Origin of the sequence: Mucilaginibacter gotjawali, from assembly GCF_002355435.1 — a bacterium.
GTDB lineage: Bacteria > Bacteroidota > Bacteroidia > Sphingobacteriales > Sphingobacteriaceae > Mucilaginibacter > Mucilaginibacter gotjawali.
Genome location: NZ_AP017313.1, coordinates 5,825,717 through 5,849,547, shown reverse-complemented (window position 1 = coordinate 5,849,547; position 23,831 = coordinate 5,825,717). Strand labels below are relative to the sequence as shown.

The 23,831-nt window shown below is 46.5% G+C and carries 21 protein-coding genes; 6 read left to right on the top strand and 15 right to left on the bottom strand.

Translation table 11 applies throughout. The features are described from left to right. Positions 1-96 precede the first annotated feature (96 nt). The 4 genes from MgSA37_RS25775 to MgSA37_RS25760 form a co-directional block, all read right to left on the bottom strand. Positions 97-2,211: a prolyl oligopeptidase family serine peptidase gene (locus MgSA37_RS25775; RefSeq protein ID WP_096356399.1), complete on the bottom strand. Its 2,115-nt coding sequence runs from the start codon at positions 2,209-2,211 to the stop codon at positions 97-99. Positions 2,212-2,288: 77 nt separating this feature from the next. Next, positions 2,289-4,685 carry a TonB-dependent receptor gene (locus MgSA37_RS25770; RefSeq protein ID WP_172885373.1) on the bottom strand — a complete coding sequence of 799 codons (2,397 nt, stop codon included), beginning with the start codon at positions 4,683-4,685 and terminating at the stop codon, positions 2,289-2,291. A gap of 530 nt (positions 4,686-5,215) precedes the next feature. Then, the gene (locus tag MgSA37_RS25765; protein ID WP_096356396.1) at positions 5,216-6,106 is read right to left on the bottom strand and encodes a helix-turn-helix domain-containing protein; all 891 of its coding nucleotides are present in this window, start codon (positions 6,104-6,106) and stop codon (positions 5,216-5,218) included. Between the two features lie 86 nt (positions 6,107-6,192). Continuing rightward, positions 6,193-7,011 carry an SDR family NAD(P)-dependent oxidoreductase gene (locus MgSA37_RS25760; RefSeq protein WP_096356394.1) on the bottom strand — a complete coding sequence of 273 codons (819 nt, stop codon included), beginning with the start codon at positions 7,009-7,011 and terminating at the stop codon, positions 6,193-6,195. Positions 7,012-7,218: 207 nt separating this feature from the next. Between MgSA37_RS25760 and MgSA37_RS25755 the strand changes: the two genes are divergently transcribed. After that, on the top strand, positions 7,219-7,662 hold the full coding sequence (locus tag MgSA37_RS25755; protein ID WP_096356392.1) for an HAD family hydrolase: 444 nt from the start codon (positions 7,219-7,221) through the stop codon (positions 7,660-7,662). A gap of 7 nt (positions 7,663-7,669) precedes the next feature. Here MgSA37_RS25755 and MgSA37_RS25750 read toward each other — a convergent pair whose 3' ends face one another. From MgSA37_RS25750 to MgSA37_RS25730, 4 genes are all read right to left on the bottom strand, one after another. After that, the gene (locus MgSA37_RS25750; protein ID WP_096356390.1) at positions 7,670-8,083 is read right to left on the bottom strand and encodes a putative toxin-antitoxin system toxin component, PIN family; all 414 of its coding nucleotides are present in this window, start codon (positions 8,081-8,083) and stop codon (positions 7,670-7,672) included. Continuing rightward, complete coding sequence (locus MgSA37_RS25745) at positions 8,070-8,300, bottom strand: hypothetical protein (RefSeq protein WP_096356388.1); 231 nt, start codon at positions 8,298-8,300, stop codon at positions 8,070-8,072. The genes MgSA37_RS25750 and MgSA37_RS25745 overlap by 14 nt, the downstream gene beginning before the upstream one ends. A gap of 856 nt (positions 8,301-9,156) precedes the next feature. Further along, positions 9,157-9,615, bottom strand: a complete 459-nt coding sequence (locus tag MgSA37_RS25735) for a helix-turn-helix domain-containing protein (RefSeq protein ID WP_096356385.1) — start codon at positions 9,613-9,615, stop codon at positions 9,157-9,159. Positions 9,616-9,617: 2 nt separating this feature from the next. After that, entirely contained in the window at positions 9,618-9,950 is a 333-nt protein-coding gene (locus tag MgSA37_RS25730; RefSeq protein WP_096356383.1) for a type II toxin-antitoxin system HigB family toxin, read from the bottom strand. Positions 9,951-10,213: 263 nt separating this feature from the next. Between MgSA37_RS25730 and MgSA37_RS25725 the strand changes: the two genes are divergently transcribed. The 4 genes from MgSA37_RS25725 to MgSA37_RS25710 all read left to right on the top strand — a co-directional run bounded on the left by MgSA37_RS25725 (position 10,214) and on the right by MgSA37_RS25710 (position 16,386). Beyond that, positions 10,214-10,858, top strand: coding sequence for a (2Fe-2S)-binding protein (locus MgSA37_RS25725; protein ID WP_096357748.1), 645 nt, complete (start codon positions 10,214-10,216; stop codon positions 10,856-10,858). Further along, positions 10,855-11,835, top strand: a complete 981-nt coding sequence (locus MgSA37_RS25720; RefSeq protein WP_096356381.1) for an FAD binding domain-containing protein — start codon at positions 10,855-10,857, stop codon at positions 11,833-11,835. Before MgSA37_RS25725 ends, MgSA37_RS25720 begins: the two co-directional genes overlap by 4 nt. A 113-nt stretch (positions 11,836-11,948) precedes the next feature. Further along, positions 11,949-14,117 carry a xanthine dehydrogenase family protein molybdopterin-binding subunit gene (locus MgSA37_RS25715; RefSeq protein WP_096356379.1) on the top strand — a complete coding sequence of 723 codons (2,169 nt, stop codon included), beginning with the start codon at positions 11,949-11,951 and terminating at the stop codon, positions 14,115-14,117. A gap of 133 nt (positions 14,118-14,250) precedes the next feature. Then, positions 14,251-16,386: a xanthine dehydrogenase family protein molybdopterin-binding subunit gene (locus MgSA37_RS25710; RefSeq protein ID WP_096356377.1), complete on the top strand. Its 2,136-nt coding sequence runs from the start codon at positions 14,251-14,253 to the stop codon at positions 16,384-16,386. Positions 16,387-16,482: 96 nt separating this feature from the next. On the opposite strand, the gene MgSA37_RS25705 is transcribed toward MgSA37_RS25710, so the two are convergent. The 3 genes from MgSA37_RS25705 to MgSA37_RS25695 all read right to left on the bottom strand — a co-directional run bounded on the left by MgSA37_RS25705 (position 16,483) and on the right by MgSA37_RS25695 (position 19,175). Beyond that, a complete protein-coding gene (locus tag MgSA37_RS25705; RefSeq protein ID WP_096356375.1) occupies positions 16,483-17,664 on the bottom strand; it encodes a hypothetical protein in 1,182 nt (393 codons plus the stop codon). Further along, complete coding sequence (locus tag MgSA37_RS25700; RefSeq protein ID WP_221199393.1) at positions 17,651-18,643, bottom strand: DUF2157 domain-containing protein; 993 nt, start codon at positions 18,641-18,643, stop codon at positions 17,651-17,653. Before MgSA37_RS25700 ends, MgSA37_RS25705 begins: the two co-directional genes overlap by 14 nt. 250 nt (positions 18,644-18,893) lie before the next feature. Further along, on the bottom strand, positions 18,894-19,175 hold the full coding sequence (locus MgSA37_RS25695) for a hypothetical protein (RefSeq protein ID WP_096356373.1): 282 nt from the start codon (positions 19,173-19,175) through the stop codon (positions 18,894-18,896). A 182-nt stretch (positions 19,176-19,357) separates the two neighbouring features. Between MgSA37_RS25695 and MgSA37_RS25690 the strand changes: the two genes are divergently transcribed. Then, on the top strand, positions 19,358-19,786 hold the full coding sequence (locus MgSA37_RS25690) for a PepSY-like domain-containing protein (RefSeq protein WP_096356371.1): 429 nt from the start codon (positions 19,358-19,360) through the stop codon (positions 19,784-19,786). 19 nt (positions 19,787-19,805) lie between these two features. Here MgSA37_RS25690 and MgSA37_RS25685 read toward each other — a convergent pair whose 3' ends face one another. The 4 genes from MgSA37_RS25685 to MgSA37_RS25670 all read right to left on the bottom strand — a co-directional run bounded on the left by MgSA37_RS25685 (position 19,806) and on the right by MgSA37_RS25670 (position 23,815). After that, positions 19,806-20,879: an SGNH/GDSL hydrolase family protein gene (locus tag MgSA37_RS25685; protein ID WP_096356369.1), complete on the bottom strand. Its 1,074-nt coding sequence runs from the start codon at positions 20,877-20,879 to the stop codon at positions 19,806-19,808. Between the two features lie 149 nt (positions 20,880-21,028). Further along, entirely contained in the window at positions 21,029-22,141 is a 1,113-nt protein-coding gene (locus MgSA37_RS25680) for a DUF6515 family protein (protein WP_096356367.1), read from the bottom strand. 278 nt (positions 22,142-22,419) lie between these two features. Continuing rightward, positions 22,420-22,989: a thiamine diphosphokinase gene (locus MgSA37_RS25675; RefSeq protein ID WP_096356365.1), complete on the bottom strand. Its 570-nt coding sequence runs from the start codon at positions 22,987-22,989 to the stop codon at positions 22,420-22,422. A 199-nt stretch (positions 22,990-23,188) separates the two neighbouring features. Continuing rightward, positions 23,189-23,815, bottom strand: coding sequence for a thiamine phosphate synthase (locus tag MgSA37_RS25670; RefSeq protein ID WP_096356363.1), 627 nt, complete (start codon positions 23,813-23,815; stop codon positions 23,189-23,191). Positions 23,816-23,831: the final 16 nt, after the last annotated feature.

Below are 23,831 nucleotides of genomic sequence, written 5' to 3'. Positions count from 1 at the left end.
TGCTAATAATTTCATTTTTTTACCTTCTATTCAAATCATTCCGCAATCAGCATTCCGCCTTCAATAAATCTAAAATCGTAATTCTAAATTCGTAAATCACCAGCTCACTCCCATATTCCAAAACATAAAGGCCCATTTATCAACCTGCCCGCTGATCACCTGTTCGGTACTCTGGCCGGCACCGTGGCCCGCTTTGGTTTCAATCCGGATGATCACGGGGGCCGGGCTCTGTTGGTATTCCTGCAAGCGGGCGGCAAACTTAAAGGAATGCGCCGGTACCACGCGATCGTCATGATCGGCCGTAGTAACCATGGTTGCCGGGTAATTATTTGGTTTTAAAGCATGGTAAGGCGAATAATGATACAGGTAATCAAACATCTCTTTACTGTCTTCAGCCGTGCCATAATCATAGCTCCAGCCTGCGCCCGCGGTAAACTGGTTATAACGCAGCATATCCATTACGCCTACCGCCGGCAGGGCCACTTTGCACAGGTCGGGCCGTTGTGTCATGGTGGCGCCGATGAGTAAACCGCCGTTTGATCCGCCTGCAATGGCCAGGTAATCGTGCGAGGTATACTTATGTTTGATGAGGTATTCAGCCGCCGCGATGAAATCATCAAAAACATTCTGCTTTTTTAATTTAATGCCCGCTTTATGCCATTTTTCGCCGTACTCGCCGCCGCCGCGCAGGTTGGGTACCGCGTAAATGCCGCCATGTTCCAGTAAAATAATGTTGCTGGTACTAAATGCCGGTGTAAGGCTGACGCCAAAACCACCGTAAGCATATAAAAGCGTTGGGTTTCTGCCGTTCATTACCGTGCCTTTTTTGTAGGTAATGATCATAGGGACCTTGGTGCCATCCTTCGATTTATAAAACACCTGCTCGCTTGTGTACAGGGTTGGGTCAAACTGCACGTTTGATTTTTTATAAACGGTTGATGCACCGTTTGCAATATCCAGCTTAAAAATAGTTGGCGGATACACATAATTGGTAAAGGTGTAATAGGTTTCCTTTTCGTCATGCCTGGTACCGAAACCTGATGCCGTGCCGATGCCGGGTAGTGTTATGGTACGTTCCAGCTTGCCTTCCATGTCAAATTGTTCCACAAAGGAGGTGGCGTCTTTCAGGTATTCGGCAAAGATCTTACCGCCGCCTGTTGATGCGCTCAAAACATTTTTTGTGGTAGGGATCAAATCCTTCCAATATACCGGTTTGGGGCTCACCGCATCCACCGTAATAATTTTAAAATTGGGCGAATAAAGGTTGGTGAGGATATAAAGCTTGCTCCCTACATTATCCAGTACAGAATGTTCGTTGTCAAAATTATCCACCACGTTGACAATCTGGCTGCCGGGGACGCTGAGGTCCTGGATGTAAAGCTCGTTGCCGGTAGTTTCATTAGCGGCGGTGATCACCAGGAAACGCTGGTCCTCGGTTAAATAAGCGCCGATGTACCTGCGTTTGGTTTGGTCGCCGCCAAACACCAGTTTGTCGCTGGCCTGGGGTGTACCCAGCTGGTGGTAAAATAGTTTGTGAAACTGCGTGAGGCCCGATAATTGCGACCCTGTTTTAGGTTTATCATAACTGCTGTAATAAAAACCCTCGTTACCGCGCCAGGCTATACCGCTGAATTTGATATCGGTGAGCGTATCGCCAACCACCGCTTTATCCGCTGTATTGATGACGATGACCTTGCGCCAGTCGCTGCCGCCTTCAGAAAGCTGGTAGGCTGCCATGCTGCCGTCTTTGGTAAAGTCGATGCCCTGCATAGACGTGGTACCGTCTGCCGAAAATTTATTCGGATCAAGGAAGACCTCAGGCGCGCCATCGCCAATTTGCCGCCATAAAACGGCCTGGCTTTGCAGGCCATCGTTCTTATAAAAATAGGTGTACCGGCCCTCTTTAAAAGGAGCGCTGTATTTTTCGTAATTCCATAATTGCTCAAGGCGTTTATGCATGGCATCCCGGTAGGGGATCTGCGAAAGATAGCCTTGCGTTACCTTGTTTTCGTCCTGTACCCAGGCTTTGGTATCTGCGGCGCGGTCATCTTCCAGCCAGCGGTAGGGGTCGGGCACAGCGGTGCCGAAATAGGTGTTTACGGTGTCAACCTTTTTGGTTGCGGGGTAAGTGAGTTTTTGTGTATTCATTTGTTGAGCGCAGGCAAAGCTGCAAAGTAAAACAGCTGCGGAAAAACAGGTTAATGTTCTCATTTGGCATTGGTGTGGTACGAAGGGCTAATATAGGTGTTTGCCGGTAGAGTTCATAGTTTAAGGCCGGGGGGTAACGATCAACCGTTCCCTACCCTATCCATTTCGTCGCCGGCGCCTGTATCCGAATGTTTGTCGGCTTTATACGCTTTGCCAAATCGGTAAGTAAATGCAATGGTTATTACGCGCGTATCACGTAATTCCTTAAAGTATTCCGTAGCATTGGGGAATTGGGTTAACCCCTCCATCCAGTTGGTATGGAAAATATCGCGGTAACTCAATTTAATAGTGGCCTTTTTATTTAGTACTGGCCTGGAAAATGCCAGGGACAATTGGCCTGTCGGGGATAAAAGTTCCTGTATGTCATTACGGGCGTGGGTGGTGTAAGCGCCGGTAATTTCGGCGGTGTAAATTTTGGCGATCGTAAACTGGTTGGTGGTGTTTACGCTTAGTTGATTTATAGTGCTGGTGTAATTATTGCCGTTAAAACCAGCCAGTTGCTTGTGGTTAAAAACGGCCTGTGCCGTAAGCGACCACCAGTTAAACGGCGAGGCGGAAACAGCTTCAGAAAGCCCTAAATTATAAGTATGGCCCACATTTCCCTGCGAGTAAAGCAGGATCTGTTTTGAGGTGTCGGCAAGGAAAAGCTGCGAGAAATAATTGCTGATCAGGCTGTATGAAATGCTGGTAGTAAGCAGGTTTTTATACTGGTGGCTAAGCACCAGGTTCCAGCTGTATTGCGGCAGGATATAGGGATTGCCGGTTTCGTAGGTGTATTTGTTGATGATGAATAAAAAAGGATTAAGCACCTGGAACGCCGGCCTGTCAATGCGCCGGCCGGCGCTCAGGCTGAAGCTGTTGGCGGTATCAACCTGGTAACTGATGAAGCCACTCGGAAATATGCCGCCATAGTTCCGTGAGAAGGCAGAATCCTTTTGAATAGCATTGCCCAACTGGTCGGCATGGTAGCCGGTATGTTCATAACGGGCGCCAAACTGAATGGTCAGATGATCATATCTTTGCTCAAAATCACCATATAGCGCATGGATGGTTTCGTTGTAGACAAAATGGTTGCTTTTTGTATCGTCGTTAACATATTGTGCGCCGTCGAAATTTTGGTAAGCTGCTGAATTATCTGTACTGCTGTGTGAGGATTTCCACCCGGCTTCCAGCTTGCCATTTTTGCCGGCTTTCAGGGTATAATCAACTTTGCCGGTAAGGATATTAATGGATGTCGGGATGTTCGCCCTCGACAACAGGTCATACCCTCCCGGCGCCTGCAGCTGGTAATCGAAATTTTGGTTGCTGGCGATGGTATAATGCAGCAGGTCGAAGTCGGCAGCGATATCCTGCGAAGCCGAGATGGTATGCCGGGCATTAAGGTTGATGGCGCCGTTTTTGAAAGTGTTGTTGTTTTTATTACCGGTAAATATGGCCGAATCAGGAACGCCTGCCGGGCTTAGCCAGCGGGCCAGGTCGGTATTGTTACCATCGCGGTTGGTGGCCGTGCCGGATAGGACGATACCAATAGTTGTTTTATTGTCGATGTAATAATCCAGGCCTGTTTTAACAGTATTATTTAAAAATGTTCCTTTAAAATATGCTGGCTGGTCAAGCATTGACAGTAGTGTTCCATTCCCATCGTAGTATTTGCGTAGCGCATAAAGGTTGAGGTAATACTGCGAGTAGTTGAGGTTATAGCTGAAAAAAGTGTTGAACTTACCATTGCGGTAGTTGAGTACCAGGGTTTCGCTGTTTTTGGGGTACAAGCCATGCCCGAGTGTTGACGTAAAAGAACCATTGAAACCCTTTACCCGGTTCTTTTTGGTTTTGATATTGATTATGCCCGCATTACCGCTGGCGTCGTAACGGGCGGAGGGGTTGGCGATCAGTTCGATCTGGTTAACCTGGGCGGAGCTCATGCTGCTAAGTAAATTATTCAGGTCATCGCCCGAAAGATAGGTGGGTTTATCGTCGATCATCACCAATACGCCCGTTTTGCCCTGCAGGGAGATGCCGCCGTTCCTGTCGACCGTTACACCCGGCGATTTCTCCAGTACCTCCAGCACCGTAGCGCCGGTATTGCTGGCCAATGCGTCTACATTCAATATAACTTTACCTTCTTTTTGCTCAACAAAGGGCCGGTTGGCGGTGATATTTACTTCATGCAGTGTAGTGTTTGCCGGCTGCAGGGTGATAGTAGCAGCTGTTGTATTGCCGGGGAATTGATAAGTTCCGGTTGTTTGCGGTTGATAACCCGTATAAGTAACGGAAAATATATAGCTGCCGTCTGCGATACCGTCAAACCCGGCCACACCTTTTGCATCGGCAATGGCGACCTTTAACAGTTTGCCATCTTTTAATAACGTCACGGTAGCGCCATCGGCGGGTTGCGTCTTTTCTGTTAATACGGTAAGTGAAAAGCCATAGGTTTTGCCCGCGCCCGGCTGGCAATAAGCAGCGACCGAAAGCAGCATACAGACCAAGAGACTGCATGATATTTTAATACCCGCCGTCATCTTTATATAAATTCTGGAACCTAAGGAGCATCGCTGTATGCTTTATTTTAGGATAAGACGCACGTGGCGGTAAATAATTACAGCACAGGAGCATTAATTAAAAAGGTGAGCCAGAGATAAGTAAAACGGACCCCCAATTCACAAAGGGTAGCCACTGACGTGGCAATTATCCCTGGCATTTGGTTTCTACAAAGTGGTAGCCCGTATGGGGCATTGACGTTAAGTTAAGGATTTTAATATCGAACACCCAATGTCGAATATTGAATAATGAAGTTAGACACTTCGGATTTCGATATTCAAAATTCATTATTCGGTATTAAATTCCTCCTCTTTTTCCTTTTTTGCCCTCTTTATCGCGTAGCGAAAGAGAGGGCGGACGAGCGTAGCAACGTCCGGGTGAGTCAACGGAGTGCGTTTATAAACGCAAATGGGCGATAAACCAATTTCCGTCTCTGTGCAAACGTTGTATTTTGCCTAAACGCCGTCGCTTAATTCAAAATCATCTTTTTATATTGATTGGGGCTTATGCCAACTTCTTTTTTAAACAGCCTGGAGAAGTAGGGCAGGTTATCAAAGCCCAGCGAATAGGCGGTTTCGGCTATGTTGTTATCCGACCCCGTGAGCAGGTTTTTTGCTTCGGCGATCAAAAATATGTGGATCAGTTCCATCGCCGTTTTACCCGTCTCCTGTTTTAGCACATCGCTTAAATAACGCGACGATAAATTGAGCTCGGAGGCCATACTGGTTACCGAAGGCAGCCCTTTTTCCTGCAGGGAACCACTGTCAAAATAAGCGCCGAGCACTTTATTGAATTTTGAAACCACTTTGCCGGAAAGGTCGGTTCGATTTAAAAACTGCCGTTTATAAAAACGCTGCGAATATTTCAGGATAGAATCGATATGCGCCAGTATAATATCACGGCTGTATTCATCCTGGTTATTGTGGTATTCGGTTTCTATTTTGCTGTACAGCTCCCAAATGATCTTCTCCTCGTTAGGCGAGAGGTGCAGGGCCTCATTAGCCTCGTATTCAAAAAAGTTATATTTTTTTATTTCTGAATGAAGCGGGTGCCCGTTTATAAAGTCCTCGTGGAAGTAAATAAGAAAGCCGTCTTCTTCAAACTCCAGGTTCTCCAGCTTAACCACCTGGCGGGGTTTTACAAATGACATGGAACCGTTCTCATGGTCGTATTTGGTGCGGCCATACAAAAACATGCCCGAGATCAGTTTTTTAAAGCCGATCATATAAAAATCGCCGGTAAATTCCGTTACGCCGAGGGAGCAAACATTTTTGCACCTGAAGAGGCTTAACAATGGCATTTCGGGCGGCGGGAAACCATTTGCCCGGTGCAGTTCGGCAAGGCTTTTAAAGTGCTTCATATCAGTACAATATTAACAAAATCCATACCGCGGCGGGCATGGATTTTGTCAGTTGAATTACATATTAAATTGACGTTGTGTTGAGGTTATTTGCCGTGTGCGGCAGCAGCCACATCGGCCCATTCGTTCCAGGTTGCCAAACGGTCCTGGTACACCTGGCCGGCCCATGGCAACGCCACCTTGCCCAAAAACAAGCGCAATGGAGGGTTTTCGCTGTCCACCAATTTTAATACGGCTTCGGCTGTTGCTTCAGGGATCCCGAAGATATCGTCAGTTAAACCCGCCTGGAAAGCGGCCCTTACGCCATCATACACCTCTAACTGGGTAGTATTTACTGCGGAAGCGCCTGCCCAGTCGGTTGCGAAACCGTTGGGTTCGATCAGTGTAACGTTAATACCAAAACCTTTTACTTCGCTTGCCAGTGTTTCGCTCAAGCCTTCAACCGCAAATTTAGAGGCGTTATACAGGCCCAAAACAGGCAGGGTAGTGATGCCCAATACGCTTGATAACTGGATGATGTGGCCATGCCCCTGTTTGCGCATTACCGGTAAAATTGCCTGGGTAACCCAAAGCAAACCAAAAAAGTTGGTTTCTATCTGGTCGCGGGCTTCCTGTTCGCTGGTTTCCTCGATTGTGCCGAAGAGGCCATAACCTGCATTATTGATCAGTACATCGATGGCGCCAAAATGCGCGGTGGCTTTTTCAATCGCCGCAAAACAATCGGCACGGTTGTTTACATCCAATTGCAGCGGCAGGATCTGTTTGCCATAAATATTTACCAGGCCGGTTAAGGCATCAAGGTTGCGTGCGGTAGCTACCACGTTATCGCCGCGCTTTAAAAAAGCTTCGGCCCAGATCTTTCCGAACCCGCGGGAAGCACCTGTTATAAAAATTGTTTTTGCCATTTTTTTTGATCGTTAAATTATAGGTCAAAGTTATGGCGGGCACGGCAGCAGGATTTATACAAAAGTGGGGAATAACGATACAGATTTACGGGCAGGGACGAATAACCCGGCGCGTCGTCGCGGGGAACGATGCGAACTCTAAAGATGCAAATTAATTGAACGGCCTGTTTTATCAATCATAACCGTACATTTGAGAAACGCTCAATAATGTTTGACATTCTCAATAAATACAAAAAACACGGCCACTTCTTTTTTAACCCGACCGATTTGCTTGACGAAGTGTGCACTGCCCCCGACGACCGGGATGGCGTTTACGTAGTTTATGAATTGAAAAACGGCAGGGTCACTTTGGTGCACATCGGTTCATCAGGAGAGAAAATACCTGATTACGCGATAAAAGAAGGACTGCTGGGTTTAAAAACAGCAATAATATCCGGAACAGAGTCTGAATGGAAAAACCCAAGGCGCGAAAGATGGCCGGTTAAGATGTTATCAGAAAATATTGATGCGCTGGATATTTACTGGTGGGTAACTTATAATGGCAACAACTATAGCGGCGACCATCCTGAAGATATCAAACGGTCATTAATGCGCTTCCACAAAGCAATGTTTGGCGAAGCGCCGGCGTGGAATAAAAGGTGGTTGAAATAGGCGAAAGTTAAAAACGCTCTAAAAAGTCGGATGGTAATAAAATTGGTATATTTTCAAACGGATGCAATACCAATAAATCTTTGTCGCCGGTAATAATGCATGAAGCATTTGCATCAATCGCCAGGTTGAGAAATTTGTCATCCTTCGGATCTCTGCATAATGCATTAGTTGATGAAACATTAGCAAAAACCGCTTCATTGTAGAACCTCTCAACTATTTGAAGCCTTTCTTCTTTCGAAAAATAGCGGTCAAATTTTTTTCTGAACAAAACCAGCTCAAATTCAAGAAACGTGTCGTCTGAAAACAGCAAAAGCCCTTCGCTGCGGGCCTTTTCCAATGCTTTAAAAGGAATAGAATCCTTAACAAATAAACTGCTAAGAATGGTATTGGTATCAATAATGAACTTCTCAGTCCGGCTCATTCAATATATCGTTCAATACATCTTCTGTAAGCCCGCGTTCGGCTGCTTTATCCTGAACTTCTTTAATAAATTCGATAAAATCAGTGTCTTCCTTACGTTTAAAAGCAATTTGCAGCATTTTATTAATGGTATTATTTACTTCCTGCCGTTTCTTTTCAGAGGAATACCGCCAGCTTTTAGCCACCTGGTCGTCAACTTCTAAAATAATCCTTTCCATAAAAAATCATTCTTATTACCAAATATAAGCATTTAAATAGTGTTTACATCGGGCAAAGTTAACACCGTTACTTACAACTTTGCTTCCTCCAGCCGGGCAACAAACAGATCATACTCCATTTGCAGGCCTAACCAGTAATGGGAACTGATGCCGAATAGCTTTCGGGTTTAATAGCCAAACGGGCTGATATATTTCTTTTCCCGGTGAAAATTTCGCTTAAATGATGCGGTAAAATAGCAAGGGATTTGGCAACATCTTTTTTAAGGATGTTTCTTGCTGCTATCTCTTCCTGCAAAAAGTCCCAATCGCTGCCGCGGGTTTAGCGCAGCGTAACTCGTGGTACTGCATTTGGAAAGCTTTCAGCTTTCAATAATATAATACTTAAAAACATGCTTCTTATCGTTAACGTAGGCCAGGCAGTGGCAGATGATGGCATTATGCAAAGGATTGATGTATTATGAGTAGTTGATGTGGTGAGCTGAAAGCTCACGCTATGCTATACCACGAGTTATGCTGCGCTAAACTCGCGGGAGCGGGGATTGGCCACAAACAAATCATATTCCATTTGCAGGCCTAACCAGTAATGGAACTGATACCGGATAGTTTTCGGGTTTAATAGCCAAGCGGGCTGATATATTTCTTTTTCCGGCGAAAATTTCGCTTAAATGATGCTGTAAAATAGCAAGGAATTTGGCAACATCTTTTTTAAGGATCTTTCTTTGCTTTACTCTTTTTCCCCAAATACAGTAAACACACCGAATACAGCAAATACACTCCAGTTTTAAGATCGCCGTACTAAGCGTGCCGGTTAGTATCATAACGAAAAGTTTTAGGTCCCCGACCAAACTGTCGGTTTTTATACGTTCTTAACGTAGTCCAATTTCTTAGTCGTATTCATCACACTTGCATTTCGCAAATGCATATTAACCGGCGACACCAATTTATACGGCCGGTTAAAAGCTTCCTGCCTTACTTTAAAATGCGCCGCCAATTTGCGGATTACTTCTTTGGACAGGCCTTTTTTATAGTTTAAAATGTCGGATACGTAGCCCTTACTTATACCCAATATCGCAGTCAAATCCTGTGGCTTTAGGTGGTGGTCCTGCATCAAAGAGCGCAGCAGGGTAATGGGGTCGGTTTCTTTAAATGTGCTGTGTTCGTCGTCGTACTTTTCAATCAGCAAAGTCAGCAGGTCTATTTCGTCCTGTAAGGTGTCGGTATGCTCAAAAGTTAGCAGAGCTTCCAGCTGATCGCAATATTGATTGTATTGCTCCCTGTTTCTGATGATGGTATATTTTATTGTTGCCTGTTCCATTTTTAATAAAGATTGATAGTATACTGATCGCCCTGATTACATAGCTTGTCATACGCTGCATGCGTGCCTATCCAGCATACAAATAAATGGACTTGCTTTGCCCCGAACAGGTATTTGCAGATCATCCTGTAATTATTGCCGCCAATATCAAAAATTACCCGGTTACTGCTTTTTCCCAAAAGGTCGGCAGTGTTATAAGTCTTTTTCATATCGCCGGGTTGTTCCCAATCTGCAAGTCTTAGTTTTTCTATCCAGTCTTCCAACGAACTTTTACTTCCCGGGTGCCGGATTGCGAAATCTTCTAAAGTTTGCTTTTTGATAAGGTGAACTTTCATTCTAAAACAAATATAAATTAAATAGTTCACATTTGGTGAACCATTTAATTTATATATCATCTCTCCAGGCGCATGTCTGCACCAATGACCAAAAGCGCGCCATACCCGGCCCGCCTGGCGTTTACTCAATATTTATCCCATAACCCCCTCATTGCATTGCCGTTATAGCATCAAATACACAACGCTCTTTTTGTAAATTATTTGTTGAAGTACTTTCAGTTTACAAAAAAATCCTAACTTGGGTGTTGCTAAGCAAAAACCCTATGGAAAAAGAAAAAAACCATTCCCGGCCGGTGGAGGAATCGGACGTTAAGGATAATTCACGCCGCGATTTCCTGAAAAAATCGGCTTTAATGACTGCCGTTGCCCTTACCCCGGTTGCCGCTGCCAAAGCTGCCGAAATGCACATGGACGAAAGGCTTGCAGAGGTATTTGAAAAAATGCCGCTCCACCTGGAGATCAACGGTGTTCCCCATAACCTGATGGTGGAGCCACGCAGCACCCTGCTGGATATCCTGCGCGAACAACTTGACCTTACCGGCACCAAAAAAGGCTGCGATATGGGCCAGTGCGGCGCCTGCACCGTACATGTTGACGGGCATAGGGTAAACAGCTGCCTCACTTTAGGCATTATGGTGAACGGCAAAAAGGTAACCACTATTGAGGGCCTGGCCAAAGGCGACCAATTGCACCCCATGCAGGAAGCTTTTTTAAAGCATGACGGTTTCCAGTGCGGGTATTGTACCCCGGGGCAGATCATGTCGGCAGTGGCTTGCGTGCGCGAAGGCCATGCCAATTCGGAACACGAGATCCGCGAGTATATGAGCGGGAATATTTGCCGCTGCGGGGCCTACCCCAATATTGTAAACGCCATACAGGAAGTGAAGGAAGGGGGAATGGCGATATGAAACAGTTCCAATACCAGCGCGCCTCCACGCAGCAAAGTGTGCTGGATGCGATCAGCAAACCGGGCACAAAAATAATTGCCGGCGGCACCAATTTGGTCGACCATATGAAACATGGCATCATTGCCCCGGATAAACTCATTGATATTACCCATTTGCCCCTTAAAGGCATCACCCCAACAAAAACAGGCATCCATTTAGGCACACTGGCGTTAAACAGCGTAGTTTCTGAAGATCCTTTGGTGTTGCAAAAGCAGCCTTTGCTCAGCATGGCGCTTAAAGCCGGTGCGTCGCAACAGCTGCGCAATATGGCTACGGTCGGCGGTAATATGATGCAGCGCACCCGCTGTACTTATTTTTACGATACCACCATGCCCTGCAATAAACGCGAACCGGGCACCGGCTGCGGCGCCATGGAGGGCTATAACCGTATGCATGCTATTTTCGGCGCAAGCGCCCAATGTATAGCGGTACACCCCAGCGATATGTGCGTGGCGCTTGCCGCTTTGGATGCTTCGGTAGTGGTTGTGGGCAAAAAAGGCCAAAGACATATTCCCTTTACCGAATTCCACCGCCTGCCGGACGACCATCCCGAACTGGATAACCACCTCGGCAAAGATGAAATGATCATCGGCGTGGACATTCCGGATAATAACTTCGCTAAAAACAGCTATTACCTGAAGGTACGCGACAGGCAATCCTACGCCTTCGCCCTGGTTTCGGTAGCGGCAGCTTTGGAGCTTAGCGGCACAACCATTAAAAAGGCCCGTTTGGCTATGGGGGGCGTGGCGCATAAACCATGGCGCTTATTTGAGGCCGAGAAATTTATGGAAGGCAAGCCCGTAGCTGAAGATACCTTTAAACAGGCCGCTCAAATAGCTATGCAAGGCGCGAAAGCATATGAAAACAATGCCTTTAAACTAAAGCTTGCCCCGGCAAGTATTGTGGAGGCACTGAAGCATGCTGCCGGAATAGTGTAAATTTTGTTGCAATGTTGAAAGGTTGCAAGGTTGTTTTAATGCCAACCAGATATATTAACCGTTCAACTTTACAACATTCTAACATTCCAACAATACCACCCTTACAACAACAAATGAACAAACTAAATCATCCCAAATCCTCCACCGGCCCCAGCCGGGTTGACGGCCGCCTTAAGGTGACCGGTGCAGCCAAATATTCAGCAGAATATGAACTTGCCGGCCTGGTTTATGGTGTGCTGGTGGGCAGTACCATCACCAAAGGGGTAATAAAATCTATCGATACCCAAAAAGCGCTGCGGGCGCCGGGCGTACTGGCGGTGATCACCCATTTTAATACACCGGTAGTTCCGGGGTATGTTCCTGAAAAGGGCAAGCCGGAACCTGAGAAAAGCCCCCTGCGGGTTTTTTATGATGATAAGATCGTTTTTAACGGGCAGCCCATCGCCCTGGTTATTGCTGAGACCTTTGAACGGGCGCAATTTGCAGGGTCGCTGGTGAAAGCGGAATATACAGAAGACAAACATATCACCAGGCTTACCGACCATTTAGACAATGGCTTTACCCCCGGCGAGATGTTTGGGATGACCCCTGAATACAGCCGGGGAACCGTGGCCGCCTGGAACACCGCCCCGGTAAAACTGGAGCAGGAATATATTATCCCGAGCGAGGTACATAACCCCATGGAGCTGCATGCCTGCATTGCCCGCTGGGACGCGGAAAATAAATTTACCGTATGGACTAAAACCCAGGGCGTAAAAGAAACCCAAAATGAACTGGCGGCATTTTTTAAACTCCCGCCGGAGAATATCCAGGTCAATTCGAAATTTGTGGGCGGGGCTTTTGGCAGCGCGCTGCAGGTATGGTCGCATGAGGTTGCTGCGGTAATAGGTGCTAAAGTGGTTAAACGCCCGGTTAAACTGGTGCTTTCAAGGCAGGATATGTTTACCTCGGTAGGCTACCGGCCGCATACCTGGCAAAAAATAGGCATCGGCGCAACGGCCGACGGGAAACTGGTCGGTATTACGCACAATGCTGTCGGGCAAACTTCGGCTTATGAGGATTTTGCTGAATTCCCTACCGGCGTGAGCCGTTATTTGTACGCCTGCCCCAACGTGGATACACATTATAAAATTGTTTCGCTGAATGTAGGCTCGCCCATCTGGATGCGCGGCCCGGGCGAGGCGACCGGCACTTTCGCGCTGGAATCGGCTATAGATGAGTTATCCTACCAGCTGAACATCGACCCGATTGAATTGCGGATGAAGAATTATGCGGAAACAGATCCGCAGAGCAATAAACCGTATTCAAGTAAGTTTTTAAACGAAGCCTATAAAATGGGCGCCGACCATATTGGCTGGAGCGACCGCAGCCCCAAACCTGGTGCTGTTACCAAAGATGGCTGGCTGGTAGGCTATGGTGTTAGCGGCGGCGTATTTGGCGCCGACCGGGAACCTGCAACTGTAAAGGCTACCATGATGGCCGACGGGATGCTGGTTTTACAAACTGCAGTGAGTGATATCGGCCCGGGTACGGGTACCGCCATGGTAGCCATCGCCGCCGAAACTATGGGGATCCCTGCAGAAAAGGTGAGGTTTGACCTGGGCGATTCATCATACCCTAATGCACCGCAGCAGGGCGGCTCTACCATTGCGTCCAGTGTGGGTTCGGCAGTTTATATGGCTTGTACCGATCTGAAGGAAAAATTCCAGCAATTGATCGGCAATGGCGGGAAGGACCACCCCGACTATGTAAAAGTATTGAAGGAACATAAGCTGGATAAGCTCGAAGTAGTTACCGATTCAAAGGCTGGCAGCGAGGTGGATAAATACCAGATGTATTCCTGGTCGGTGCATTTTGTAGTGGTGCATGTACACCCGGCAACCGGTGTGGTTAAGGTGGATAAGGTTGCCTGCGTAGCAGATTCAGGCCGAATCATCAGCCCGAAGACGGCCCGCAGCCAGGTGATCGGCGGCGCAGTGATGGGCATTGGCATGGCCTTAACCGAAGAAGCTGTTTACGACCACCGTTACGGCAGGTTGGTAAACAGCAACTTTGGCGATTACCATGTGCCTGTAAATGCAGATATCCCGCAGATAGAGGCCCTTTTTGTTAACAAGCCCGACCCTATTATTAACCCCATCGGTGCAAAAGGAATGGGCGAGATCTCGCTGATCGGCATGGCCGCAGCGGTTGCCAATGCCGTTTATAATGCCACCGGAAAACGCATCAGGACCTTGCCCATTACGCCGGATAAATTGGTGGAGTGGGGTGTGGTGAGTTAGGTTGTAATTCATTGTAGTTGTTGTAATAAGTTGTAAGGGTTAATAGAAATTATAAATGCTGTATTAAGTTGAAGGAGTTCATCAGCCATACTACCAATGAACTAATGAACCAGTGAACAAATGAACTAATACCATGGAAAACAAAATCGCAAAAAAGCCATCAGCTACCGATGGATTAAGTCGTGTGGATGGCCGGTTAAAGGTTACCGGCAAAGCCAAATATTCAGCGGAATACAATACCAAAGGGATGGTTTACGCCGTACTGGCGGGGAGTACCATTACCAGTGGTTCGATTAAAAGTATAGACACCAAAAAGGCGGAGAGCGCACCGGGAGTGATCTCGGTGATCACTTATTTAAATGCGCCGAAAGTTCCGGGGTACCAGGATACACCTGCGGGGGCAAAAGGTACGCTAAAGATCTTTTACGACGAGAAGATCTATTTTAACGGGCAGCCGGTAGCTATGGTGCTTGCCGATACATTTGAGCGGGCACAGTTTGCCAGTGGATTGATTGATGTTACCTATAACAAAACACCATTTGAAACCCAGCTGACCAAAAACCTGGATAAAGGCGTATCACCGCATAATGCCAAAGATTATTTGCGCGGACAGGAAGACGCCTACAAAACCGCACCGGTAAAAATAGAGCAGGAATACCTGCTGCCCACCAATGTGCATAACCCCATGGAACTGCATGCCATTATCGCCAACTGGGACGGCGACGATAAGGTAACCGTTTATGATAAAACCCAGGGGGTAGTTAGTACGCAGCGCAATATAGCCCAGGCATTTAAATTACAGCCTGCCAATGTGCAGGTTACCGCGCCTTTTGTGGGCGGGGCATTCGGGGCTGCTTTACGTACCTGGCCGCATGAAATTGCCGCGGTGATGGCTGCTAAACTGCTAAAAAAACCGGTTAAATTGGTTTTAAGCCGTGCCGATATGTTTACTGCCGTTGGCTACCGGCCGCATACCTGGCAAAAGATCGGGTTGGGTGCCACTGCGGATGGTAAACTGGTGGGTATCAGTCACCAGGCTACCGGGCAAACCTCCGTTTATGAAGATTTTACCGAAGGAGTGGTCAATATCAGCCAGCTAATGTATGCCTGCCCCAATGTGGATACCAAATACAGGCTGGCTTCTTTAAATGTAAACACGCCCACCCCTATGCGCGGTCCGGGTGAAGCAACCGGGGCAATCGCTTTGGAATGTGGTATGGATGAACTTGCCCATGCGCTCAATATCGACCCGATTGAACTGCGCCTGCGCAATTATGCCGATACCGACCCGCTGACTGGCAAACCCTATTCAAGCAAGTTTTTAAGTGATGCCTACAAACTGGGCGCCGATGCCATAGGCTGGAGCAAACGCAATGCCCAACCGGGTACCGTATTGGAAAACGGATGGCTTTCGGGCTATGGCATGGCTTCCGGCATGTTCGGTGCTTACCGTGGCGCTGCTACGGTAATAGCAAGGTTGCTGGCCGATGGCACGCTGGATGTACAAACTGCAGTTACCGATATAGGCCCGGGCACCGGTACTTTTATGACGAAGATCGCCTCGGATGTGATGGGGATCCCCGCGCGCGATATCAGGGTGAAGATCGGAGATTCTTCTTTACCGCCATCCCCAACCCAGGGCGGGTCGGCTATTACCTCAACTGTAGGCTCGGCGGTGAATGATGCCTGTGTTCAGCTGAAACAAAAATTAAAAGAACTGAGCGGTAATGTAGAAGGCGGCAGCGGTGGTTATGCGCAAATATTACAGCAACATAATTTGCCGGCTGTTGAAGTTACCGTTACCTCAAAAGGCGGCCCTGATATGGCCAAATATGCCATGTATTCGTGGTCGGTGCATTTTATGAAAGTGCTGGTGCACCCCACAACCGGTGTAGTTAAAGTAGATAAGGCAGTATCCGTTGCGGATTGCGGTACCATCGTCAGCCAGAAAACGGCCCGCAGCCAGATCATCGGTGGCACCATTATGGGGACAGGTATGGGACTTACAGAAGCGGTGGTGATCGATCATCGTTATGGCCGTTTGGTGAATAATGATTTCGCCAATTACCATGTGCCTGTACAGGCCGATATCCCGCAATGTGAAGCTTTATTTGTGAATAAACCCGACCCCTATATCAACCCTATGGGAGCCAAAGGCATGGGCGAAATTGCTACCATCGGCGTAGCCGCAGCATTAGCCAATGCTGTATTTAACGCTACCGGGAAAAGGGTGAGGGATTTGCCCATTACGCCGGATAAGCTGGTGTGAGGCCTTTGTAAGGTTGAAATGTTGTAAAGTTGAAATGTTAGGATTGCAGCTAAAATAACCTTTTAACATTTCAACTTTACAACATTTCAACAACTCCTAAAAACCTCCGCTTGCACCGCCGCCGCCAAAATCGCCGCCGCCGAATTTAACGCCGTTGTCTGCCGGTGCGGTTGGGGTGTCGGAAAATTCGCTGCCAACTATTACAGATTCCACGTTAATTTCATCAGCTTTAATATCTTCGTCAATATCTTCTTTGGTAAACCCATGTTTGGGGGTTTTAAGGTACCGGGTAATTCCGTAAACCAGTGCCAGCAGTGCTGCTCCGGCAATGGTGAATTCTACGTCGACAGGCAACAGGTGGTAATAATTTTTGTAGGTGATGACGGCGGCTGCGACCAGTACCATGCCGAGGCGGATAAACAACTTATCTTTCCGCATCAACCCGATAGCAATATAAATTAATGGGAGCAGCATTGTCCACGCCCAAAAAAACACGGCGAAAGGTACGGCAGTGTGGGTGCTGCTGTCAATGCCTTTCAGCTCATCACCCAAAACCTGTACCACGTAGTAATTGCCGGCGGCGTAAAACACTACCAGGCCAACAATTTGTGCAATCAGCAGGCTGTTTTGATAATTGATGAGGGCCTTTTTGTTTTTATAATAGGTCAAACGCAGGAAAACAAACGCTGCCGCAAACATTATAACAAATGGGGCGGTGGCTACGCCCATGGATCCGGTCCTGGTCCAGCCAAACAGGATGATTCCAAAAAAAGCGCCTGAGCAAAAAGCAGCCGCCAGCATATCGTTAAACCGGATGGTTAACCAAAGGCTTACGATAAATACGATCTCTGAAAACGCAAGCTTATCAGTGCTGCCGCTGCCGCTGCCGCCATAAATTAAGTAATAAACGGTACCTGTAAAAACTATGCCCGATAGTACAAGGAGCGCGTCATCAACGCCAGACCGGTAATGAAATTTAAAGTGTACGAGCAGCTCCAGCGCCGTATAACTCAATAGCGAAAGGAAACAGAACCAGCCTGCACGTTCCGCAGCCTGACCGACCATCTGCGATAATAAGGCGTCGGTAAAAACGATAATAACGATAGTTAATATAAATAAGCCTATGCGCCCCAATATATTTGGCGTGTAAAAGCCAACCGGGTATTTTTCGTTAAAAGCAGCAAATTCTTCTTTGGTAATATTTCCTTGTTTAAGTTCTTGATGCAGCTGAGCCTTCACCCGGAGGCTGGCCAGCCAGGTTTTGTTATAACTGATCATGCTGCTTTAATTTTTTGTTAAAATGGATCAATAATAAAACCAGCCCTATAGCCGAGCCAATAAAATACATAAAGATGAGTGCCGCAGTGCCGGTATTATAGCCCCCTGAAAACATCCGGATCACCAGTCTACTAATGGCCACATAGCTGTATAAGATCATCAGCAATAAAAAATAAAACGAATTTTGCCGGGTGGCATCTTTATACAAAAAATAGGAAAGAACCCCAATTCCCAGGAGCCAAGCCAGGGCGAAAGGGAAATCATAAAAGTGAAAATAACCAGAAAGCAGCGAAATATAAAGCGCATGTACGCCATAATGCTGGTAACTGAAGGCGAAGTGTTTTTTAATGCTGAGATAATTGGTTGCAAATGCTTTAATGATCAATAATACACCTAAAGTAAGATAGGTATAAATGATAGTAGCGCTGTTAAAGTTGAATTTTTCCAGCAGGTCGCGGGGGGTTACGGTTACCCCCATCCAAACGGCTAAACTGGCAATGGCCATATTCAGGATCCCCAGGTGATCAAAGTAATAGGCGACGAAAAACAGCACCAGCATCGGTATAAAGGTGGCCATGCCGTAATGCATGCCAAAAACTTTATACTGGTATTGCAGGTAGCCCGTAAAAATTACAAAACTGGTTGCCGCGAGCAGCAAAATATAATCAAACGCGGTATTAGGCGATTTTACTTTTGAAGTACCGAATGGGAGCTTGTACTTAAAACAATACCCGAAACAACCCATGCAGATCGATGCTATAAAAAGCAGTACAAATACATGGCCAATACTGTCGATGTTTTCGTAAACCAATAAACCAAGGCCCGTGGTAAGCAGTAAAATGCCCAAATAAAGCAAGGTTTTTATTTCCCAATGGACGGAAAACAGTGATTCCGCATCTTTTTGCTTTATTTTTTCGAAAGATTCAGCGCTGATTAACCCTTCTGCGAGCAGGGTATCATAGAGTTTTTCATCCACCATAATTGTATAAGGGGCCTAAGGCATTCTCTTATCAAGTATAGCAAATTAGTTTGAATAAGTTAGCATTTGTTGTAAGGTTGTAAAGTTGGAATGTTCGGCCGAAGCGTTTATACAGCCTTTCAACTTTGCAATAACCTGATTTATCAGGTATAAATAAAGATTACAGGTGTCGCGGGTATCTGTTGGACGGGTAGGCTATTAATTTAATAACCTTGCAACATTACAACCTTGCAACATTCCAACAACCTAACTAAAACTTCAGATTTTCCTTTAGCCAAACCTGGATCTCGTCCTGTTTGGTTATTTCGGCGGGGAGTTTATCGTGGATGAGTTTTTCCATTTTATTGCCGGTGTTGGAAAAACGATAGTCCCAAAGGGACATGAGTTTATTAATAAGGTACACCATTTCATTGCCTTCTTCCTTATTAAAAAGGGTTTCATCGGGCTTGCCTGTCACGCGCGGATCATGCTGCACATAGGCAGTCCATTTGTAATCGGAATAATGCAGATTTTTACGTGAGAACAGTATCATAACCACAGGGATTTTAGTAAAGGTACTTATAATTAACGGGCTTATGGGTGCTTTTGAACCCGTAGGGTATTTAAAATGTTTTAGGCTGGCCAGTGCGGATTAAATTTATCCCAAAAGTCTACAATATGTTATCAGCCTTTCTACAGAATATACCCCTATTATTGAATAAATAAATATCGGAGATGAGGAAAATACTTTTATCAGCAGGGGCTATTCTGTTAATAACAGGAAGCTTAAGGGTGCAGGACATCAAAACAAAAGATGTGCCGGCGGTCGTGAAGTCAGCATTAACCAAAAAATATCCTGAGGCGACTAAAGTAGGCTGGGAAAAAGAAAAAGGCAATTTTGAAGCAAACTGGGGTGGTAAATCGGGCGAAGATAATTCGGTTCAGTTTACGCCTGCCGGAGTGTTTGTTGAAATTGTTAAAGCTATACCGGTAGCTGACTTGCCAAAAAATGTTTTACCTTATGTAAAAGTACATTATAAGGGTGCTAAGGTAACTGAAGCCGGCCGGGTAACAGATGCTGCGGGAAAGACGATGTACGAAGCAGAAGTTAAAGGCAAAGACCTGGTTTTCGACGAAAACGGTAATTTCCTAAAGACGGACTAGCCTTTGTTACCGTTATCTTTTACCACCCTTTTAGCTGTTTGATATAAGCGGTCAACTCACCGGCGATCAGTTCATGTTCCTGTATATCGGGATGGCCATCGCAGCCATTATGGTATTGATGCGAGAAAAAGTATTTGTATACCTTTTTATCGCCGGATGCTTTTAAATCGCCGGTTATTGCATTAATGTACCGTTGCAGGACGCTCGTAAGGGTTTGGTCGCCCATCGGGCTGGTTAAACAAACAATGTCAGCTTGGGGGTAATGACTTCTGATTGCTTTAATAAAATTGATGAAGGCGCTGCAAAAGTAGGCTGAATCCTGTTTTGGGCCATCGTTCTGCCCCAGGCAAATGGTAACTACATCGGGTATATATTTATCAAAGTTCCAGGCAATGGTGTCAGCCCTGAAATATACCTTATCAAAGATCTGCGGCATTACCATATGCATATCGCAGCAGCTATGTACCAGGCCAATGCCCGCTTGCGCGGTTAAATGCCATTGCGCATCCAGGTTTCTGGAGGTACGCGCGCCGTAACTCATGTAGGCGTTATGCTGATCGTGCCATTGGCCTTTACCACAAGGTACTGATGATTGGTCCATCCCGGTACCGCTGGTGATGGAGTCGCCGAAATATTCGATCCTGCGTTTGGGTTTGGCGGGGAGCGGAAGCAGTTTTTCGCATTTAAGGCCCGCAAATTCAATGTAGCCGGTGTTTGACTCCGTGTCTTTACAGATCAGGAGAGTGTGGTCCCCTTCTGCAAGCCCGTCCGGCACGCTGATTTCATTCAGTTTACCAGTCAATTGTATCCGATATGGATTTTTTCCATCGATCACGATCTCCAGGTAGTTGTGGTTGGTCCCGCCTGCTTCGTCGTTGATGAGCATAACGCATTTTGATCCTTTAAACCTTGCCCTAATGTAAACGCCGGGCGCCCAGAACCGCGGCATTTGCGGGTTTGAAAAGTCGATCCGGCCAACGTATTGGATATGGGGATCACCGGCTCCAAAAAACTTCAGTTCAGCATGCTTTTTGGCATTTGCAAATGAGCAGCAAAGTATTGCGGGTAATAATAGGTAGATAATACGTTTCATGGTAAGCTTGTTGTCGTAAACTTAAGCAAAATGGCAACGCCAAATTAATACTATTATAACGTTTATTGAGGGGTTTTTCAAAGCCCGGGACATAAAAAAAGCGGCAGGTTTTACACTTGCCGCTTTCAATATATTGCCATATTTTAACCTTAGTTTTGTTCAGGTTCATCAGTTGGGAGGCCAACAACCTTATAGGTTTTAAGGCCCTTATCGTCCACCAGTTCCTGGTAGTAAACACCATCCGGAGATACCCATAATTTTTGGCCGCTAACTTTTATTTTTCGGCAGTCTGGCGGTAACTGGGTTACAATATCACCCATTTGCGGGCCTTGCGGCTGGTCGTCATTCTGTACGTTATCAGTGTTTAATACGCCATCTTTACCGGCAACCATGTAAACCACTGTTCCGTCGTCCTTGGTAACCGCCTGGTAATAAACCCCATTCAGCTCATAATACTGCTGTCCGTTGATCACGATAGATTGCGCCTTATCAGGTAAAGTAGTTACTTCGGCACCAACCGGTGGTTCAACAACGGTATATTCTTCGTTATCATAAGTATAAAACAAACCATTGCAGAAATAGTACTGGTAATCGCCCCAAAAGAAAGGGTAATAGCCATAAGGTAAGGCCCTGCAACTGAAACCCAGGTTTACGCCGTAATAGGTATCATAGTAACCGCGGTTGTAATGGTAATAGCCATGGTTGCCCCAATAACTTCCCTGCCCATTACCCACCCTGGGCGAAGAGCGGTAGGCGTTAACTGCAAATGCTGAAGTGCCCGGGCTTGCGCCCACGCGCGGCGCCACTACGCCGGTGCGTTGCGGGTAGCCATAATTACCTCTTGGTGCAACTCCTGTACGGGGCGCATTGCCAAAGTTGCCGTTAACTGAAATGCCGGTGCGTGGCGCATACCCATAACTGCCCCTTGGAGCAACCCCCTGGCGGTTAATATAAGTATTTGTACGCTGCTGCGGTTGTACGCTTGTACCACGCGGAGCCATTCCTCCTCCGCCTGAAGGGCGGGATCCGTTTGAGCTGCTTACGGATGGCCGGCTAACGGCTACATTGCCGCCACCGCCGCCCGAAGGCCTTGAGCTGGAAACGCTGCTGCCACCGCCGCCACCACCACCGCCGGATGGACGGCTGCCGCCACCTCCGCCTCCGCCGCCAGCAGGGCGTTGGGCAAAGGCTGTACCCGCTGCAAACAGGCACAAAAGTGCACCCGAAGCGGTGTAAATCAGTTTTTTATATCGTGTTTTCATGTCTTTGGATGATTAATAGAAAAGCCGGTTCTGGTTTTAATGTATTATTTAGACTCAACGTATTTTATTTGGTTTAATTTTATTGAAATTAATTTTTTAAATATAAGCATAAACCGCTTTTTGCCTGTCCTTATTCAGTATTGTTACAAACGGCGCAGCGTCGCTACTTAAATTTAAAAAGTAACGTTATGTAAAAATAAGGAATTAATTGCAACAATGTATATTTTAGAATGAAAATTACAACGCGGTATTTTAACCGGGAACGACTTGCCTATGGGTTAAAGATCCTCGGCAATAAACAAAAAAGGCTGGTTAAAGCAAATGGTGAAAAAACCGTCGGCAATTGTTTCAAATACCTGGTCTGTTATTTTTTCCAGCCCGTTTAAAATAAGGTCATCGGCGGGCCCAAGTATCCTGATCATTTCGCCGGTTTGTTTCCATTTACTAAACCCGGAAACGATAGGGTATATTTTTTGGTGTTCGTTAAAAATAACCAGGTTAATTTTATCTGCAAAAGGTTCGTAATCTTCCAGCTTAAATTCGTCCGCTATAATATTAACCGCTGAATATTCATTTCCGGCAAGGAACTCCAAAGCGGCATCGCTCAGGTTGCAATCGCCGCATGACATCAGCTTAACATCTGATTGCGGCACTTCCGCTGTGCCGTCGGTAATGATCCAATCTATTTTGATCCCCCGGGAAACCAAATTGTCGGCGGTTTGTGCCGTCGCAATCACCGTCGGACTCCACTCAAGCAATTGCCCGAGCATTTCTTCGGGAAAATTGTCAAGCCCGAGCACCAATAATGCTGGTTCCTGTTTTTCGCGGACGATGTGGTGAGATGACATGGCTAATTGTTGTCTGAATCAGAATTTACAGAATTTTAGGATTAACAGAATTTCTGGCGGCCGAATTTTAAAATTCGTTATTGCTGTTTGAATCGGAATTTACATAACTTTCGGATTAACAAAATTTTGCGCAGGCAGATTTTAAAATTGCATCTTGAAAATTTTATAATTCTGTAAATTCTGATCCTGACCAAATATACTAATATATCTGCTGATAGATCTCCTTTAAAGCAGCTACAGGATCAGTTGACAAGTTTACCGCTGCAGATACGGCTATGCCATAAACACCGGTTTTCATCAATTTAGCCGCATCGGTTATTTGAATGCCCCCAACTGCAATTACCGGGATCTCAATTTCAGGGTGCTGCTGCAACTCGCGATAGCCTTCAAAACCAAGCAGCGGTTCGTTATTGGGTTTGGTGTCTGTATGCGCAAAGGGGCCGTAGCCGCAGTAATCTACAACGCCGCTTGCCTGAACATTTTGCAGCCTTTTGATGTTTGTTGCCGAAGCCCCGAGGGTTTTATCCTCACCGATGATCTTTCGGATCATTTTGAAATCGGCATCAAAGTCTTCCATATGTACGCCTTGCGCATCCACCCGCTCCAACAGGTGGTAATGATTGGTGAGGATAAGGGTAGCTCCCCATTCATCGCAGATCTCAGCGATCTCGTCAATCTCGTCAATCAGTTCGTCATCCGGCTTTGTTAAGCAGCGATACTGGATCCAGTTAGCCCCGGCCCCGCAGGCCATCATCACCTGTTTAACATGACTGCGATCCGGCAGGTCCTGCGTGAGATAGTGGAATTTGGATATGTATTTCTTCATAGCTTCGAGTCGGAAA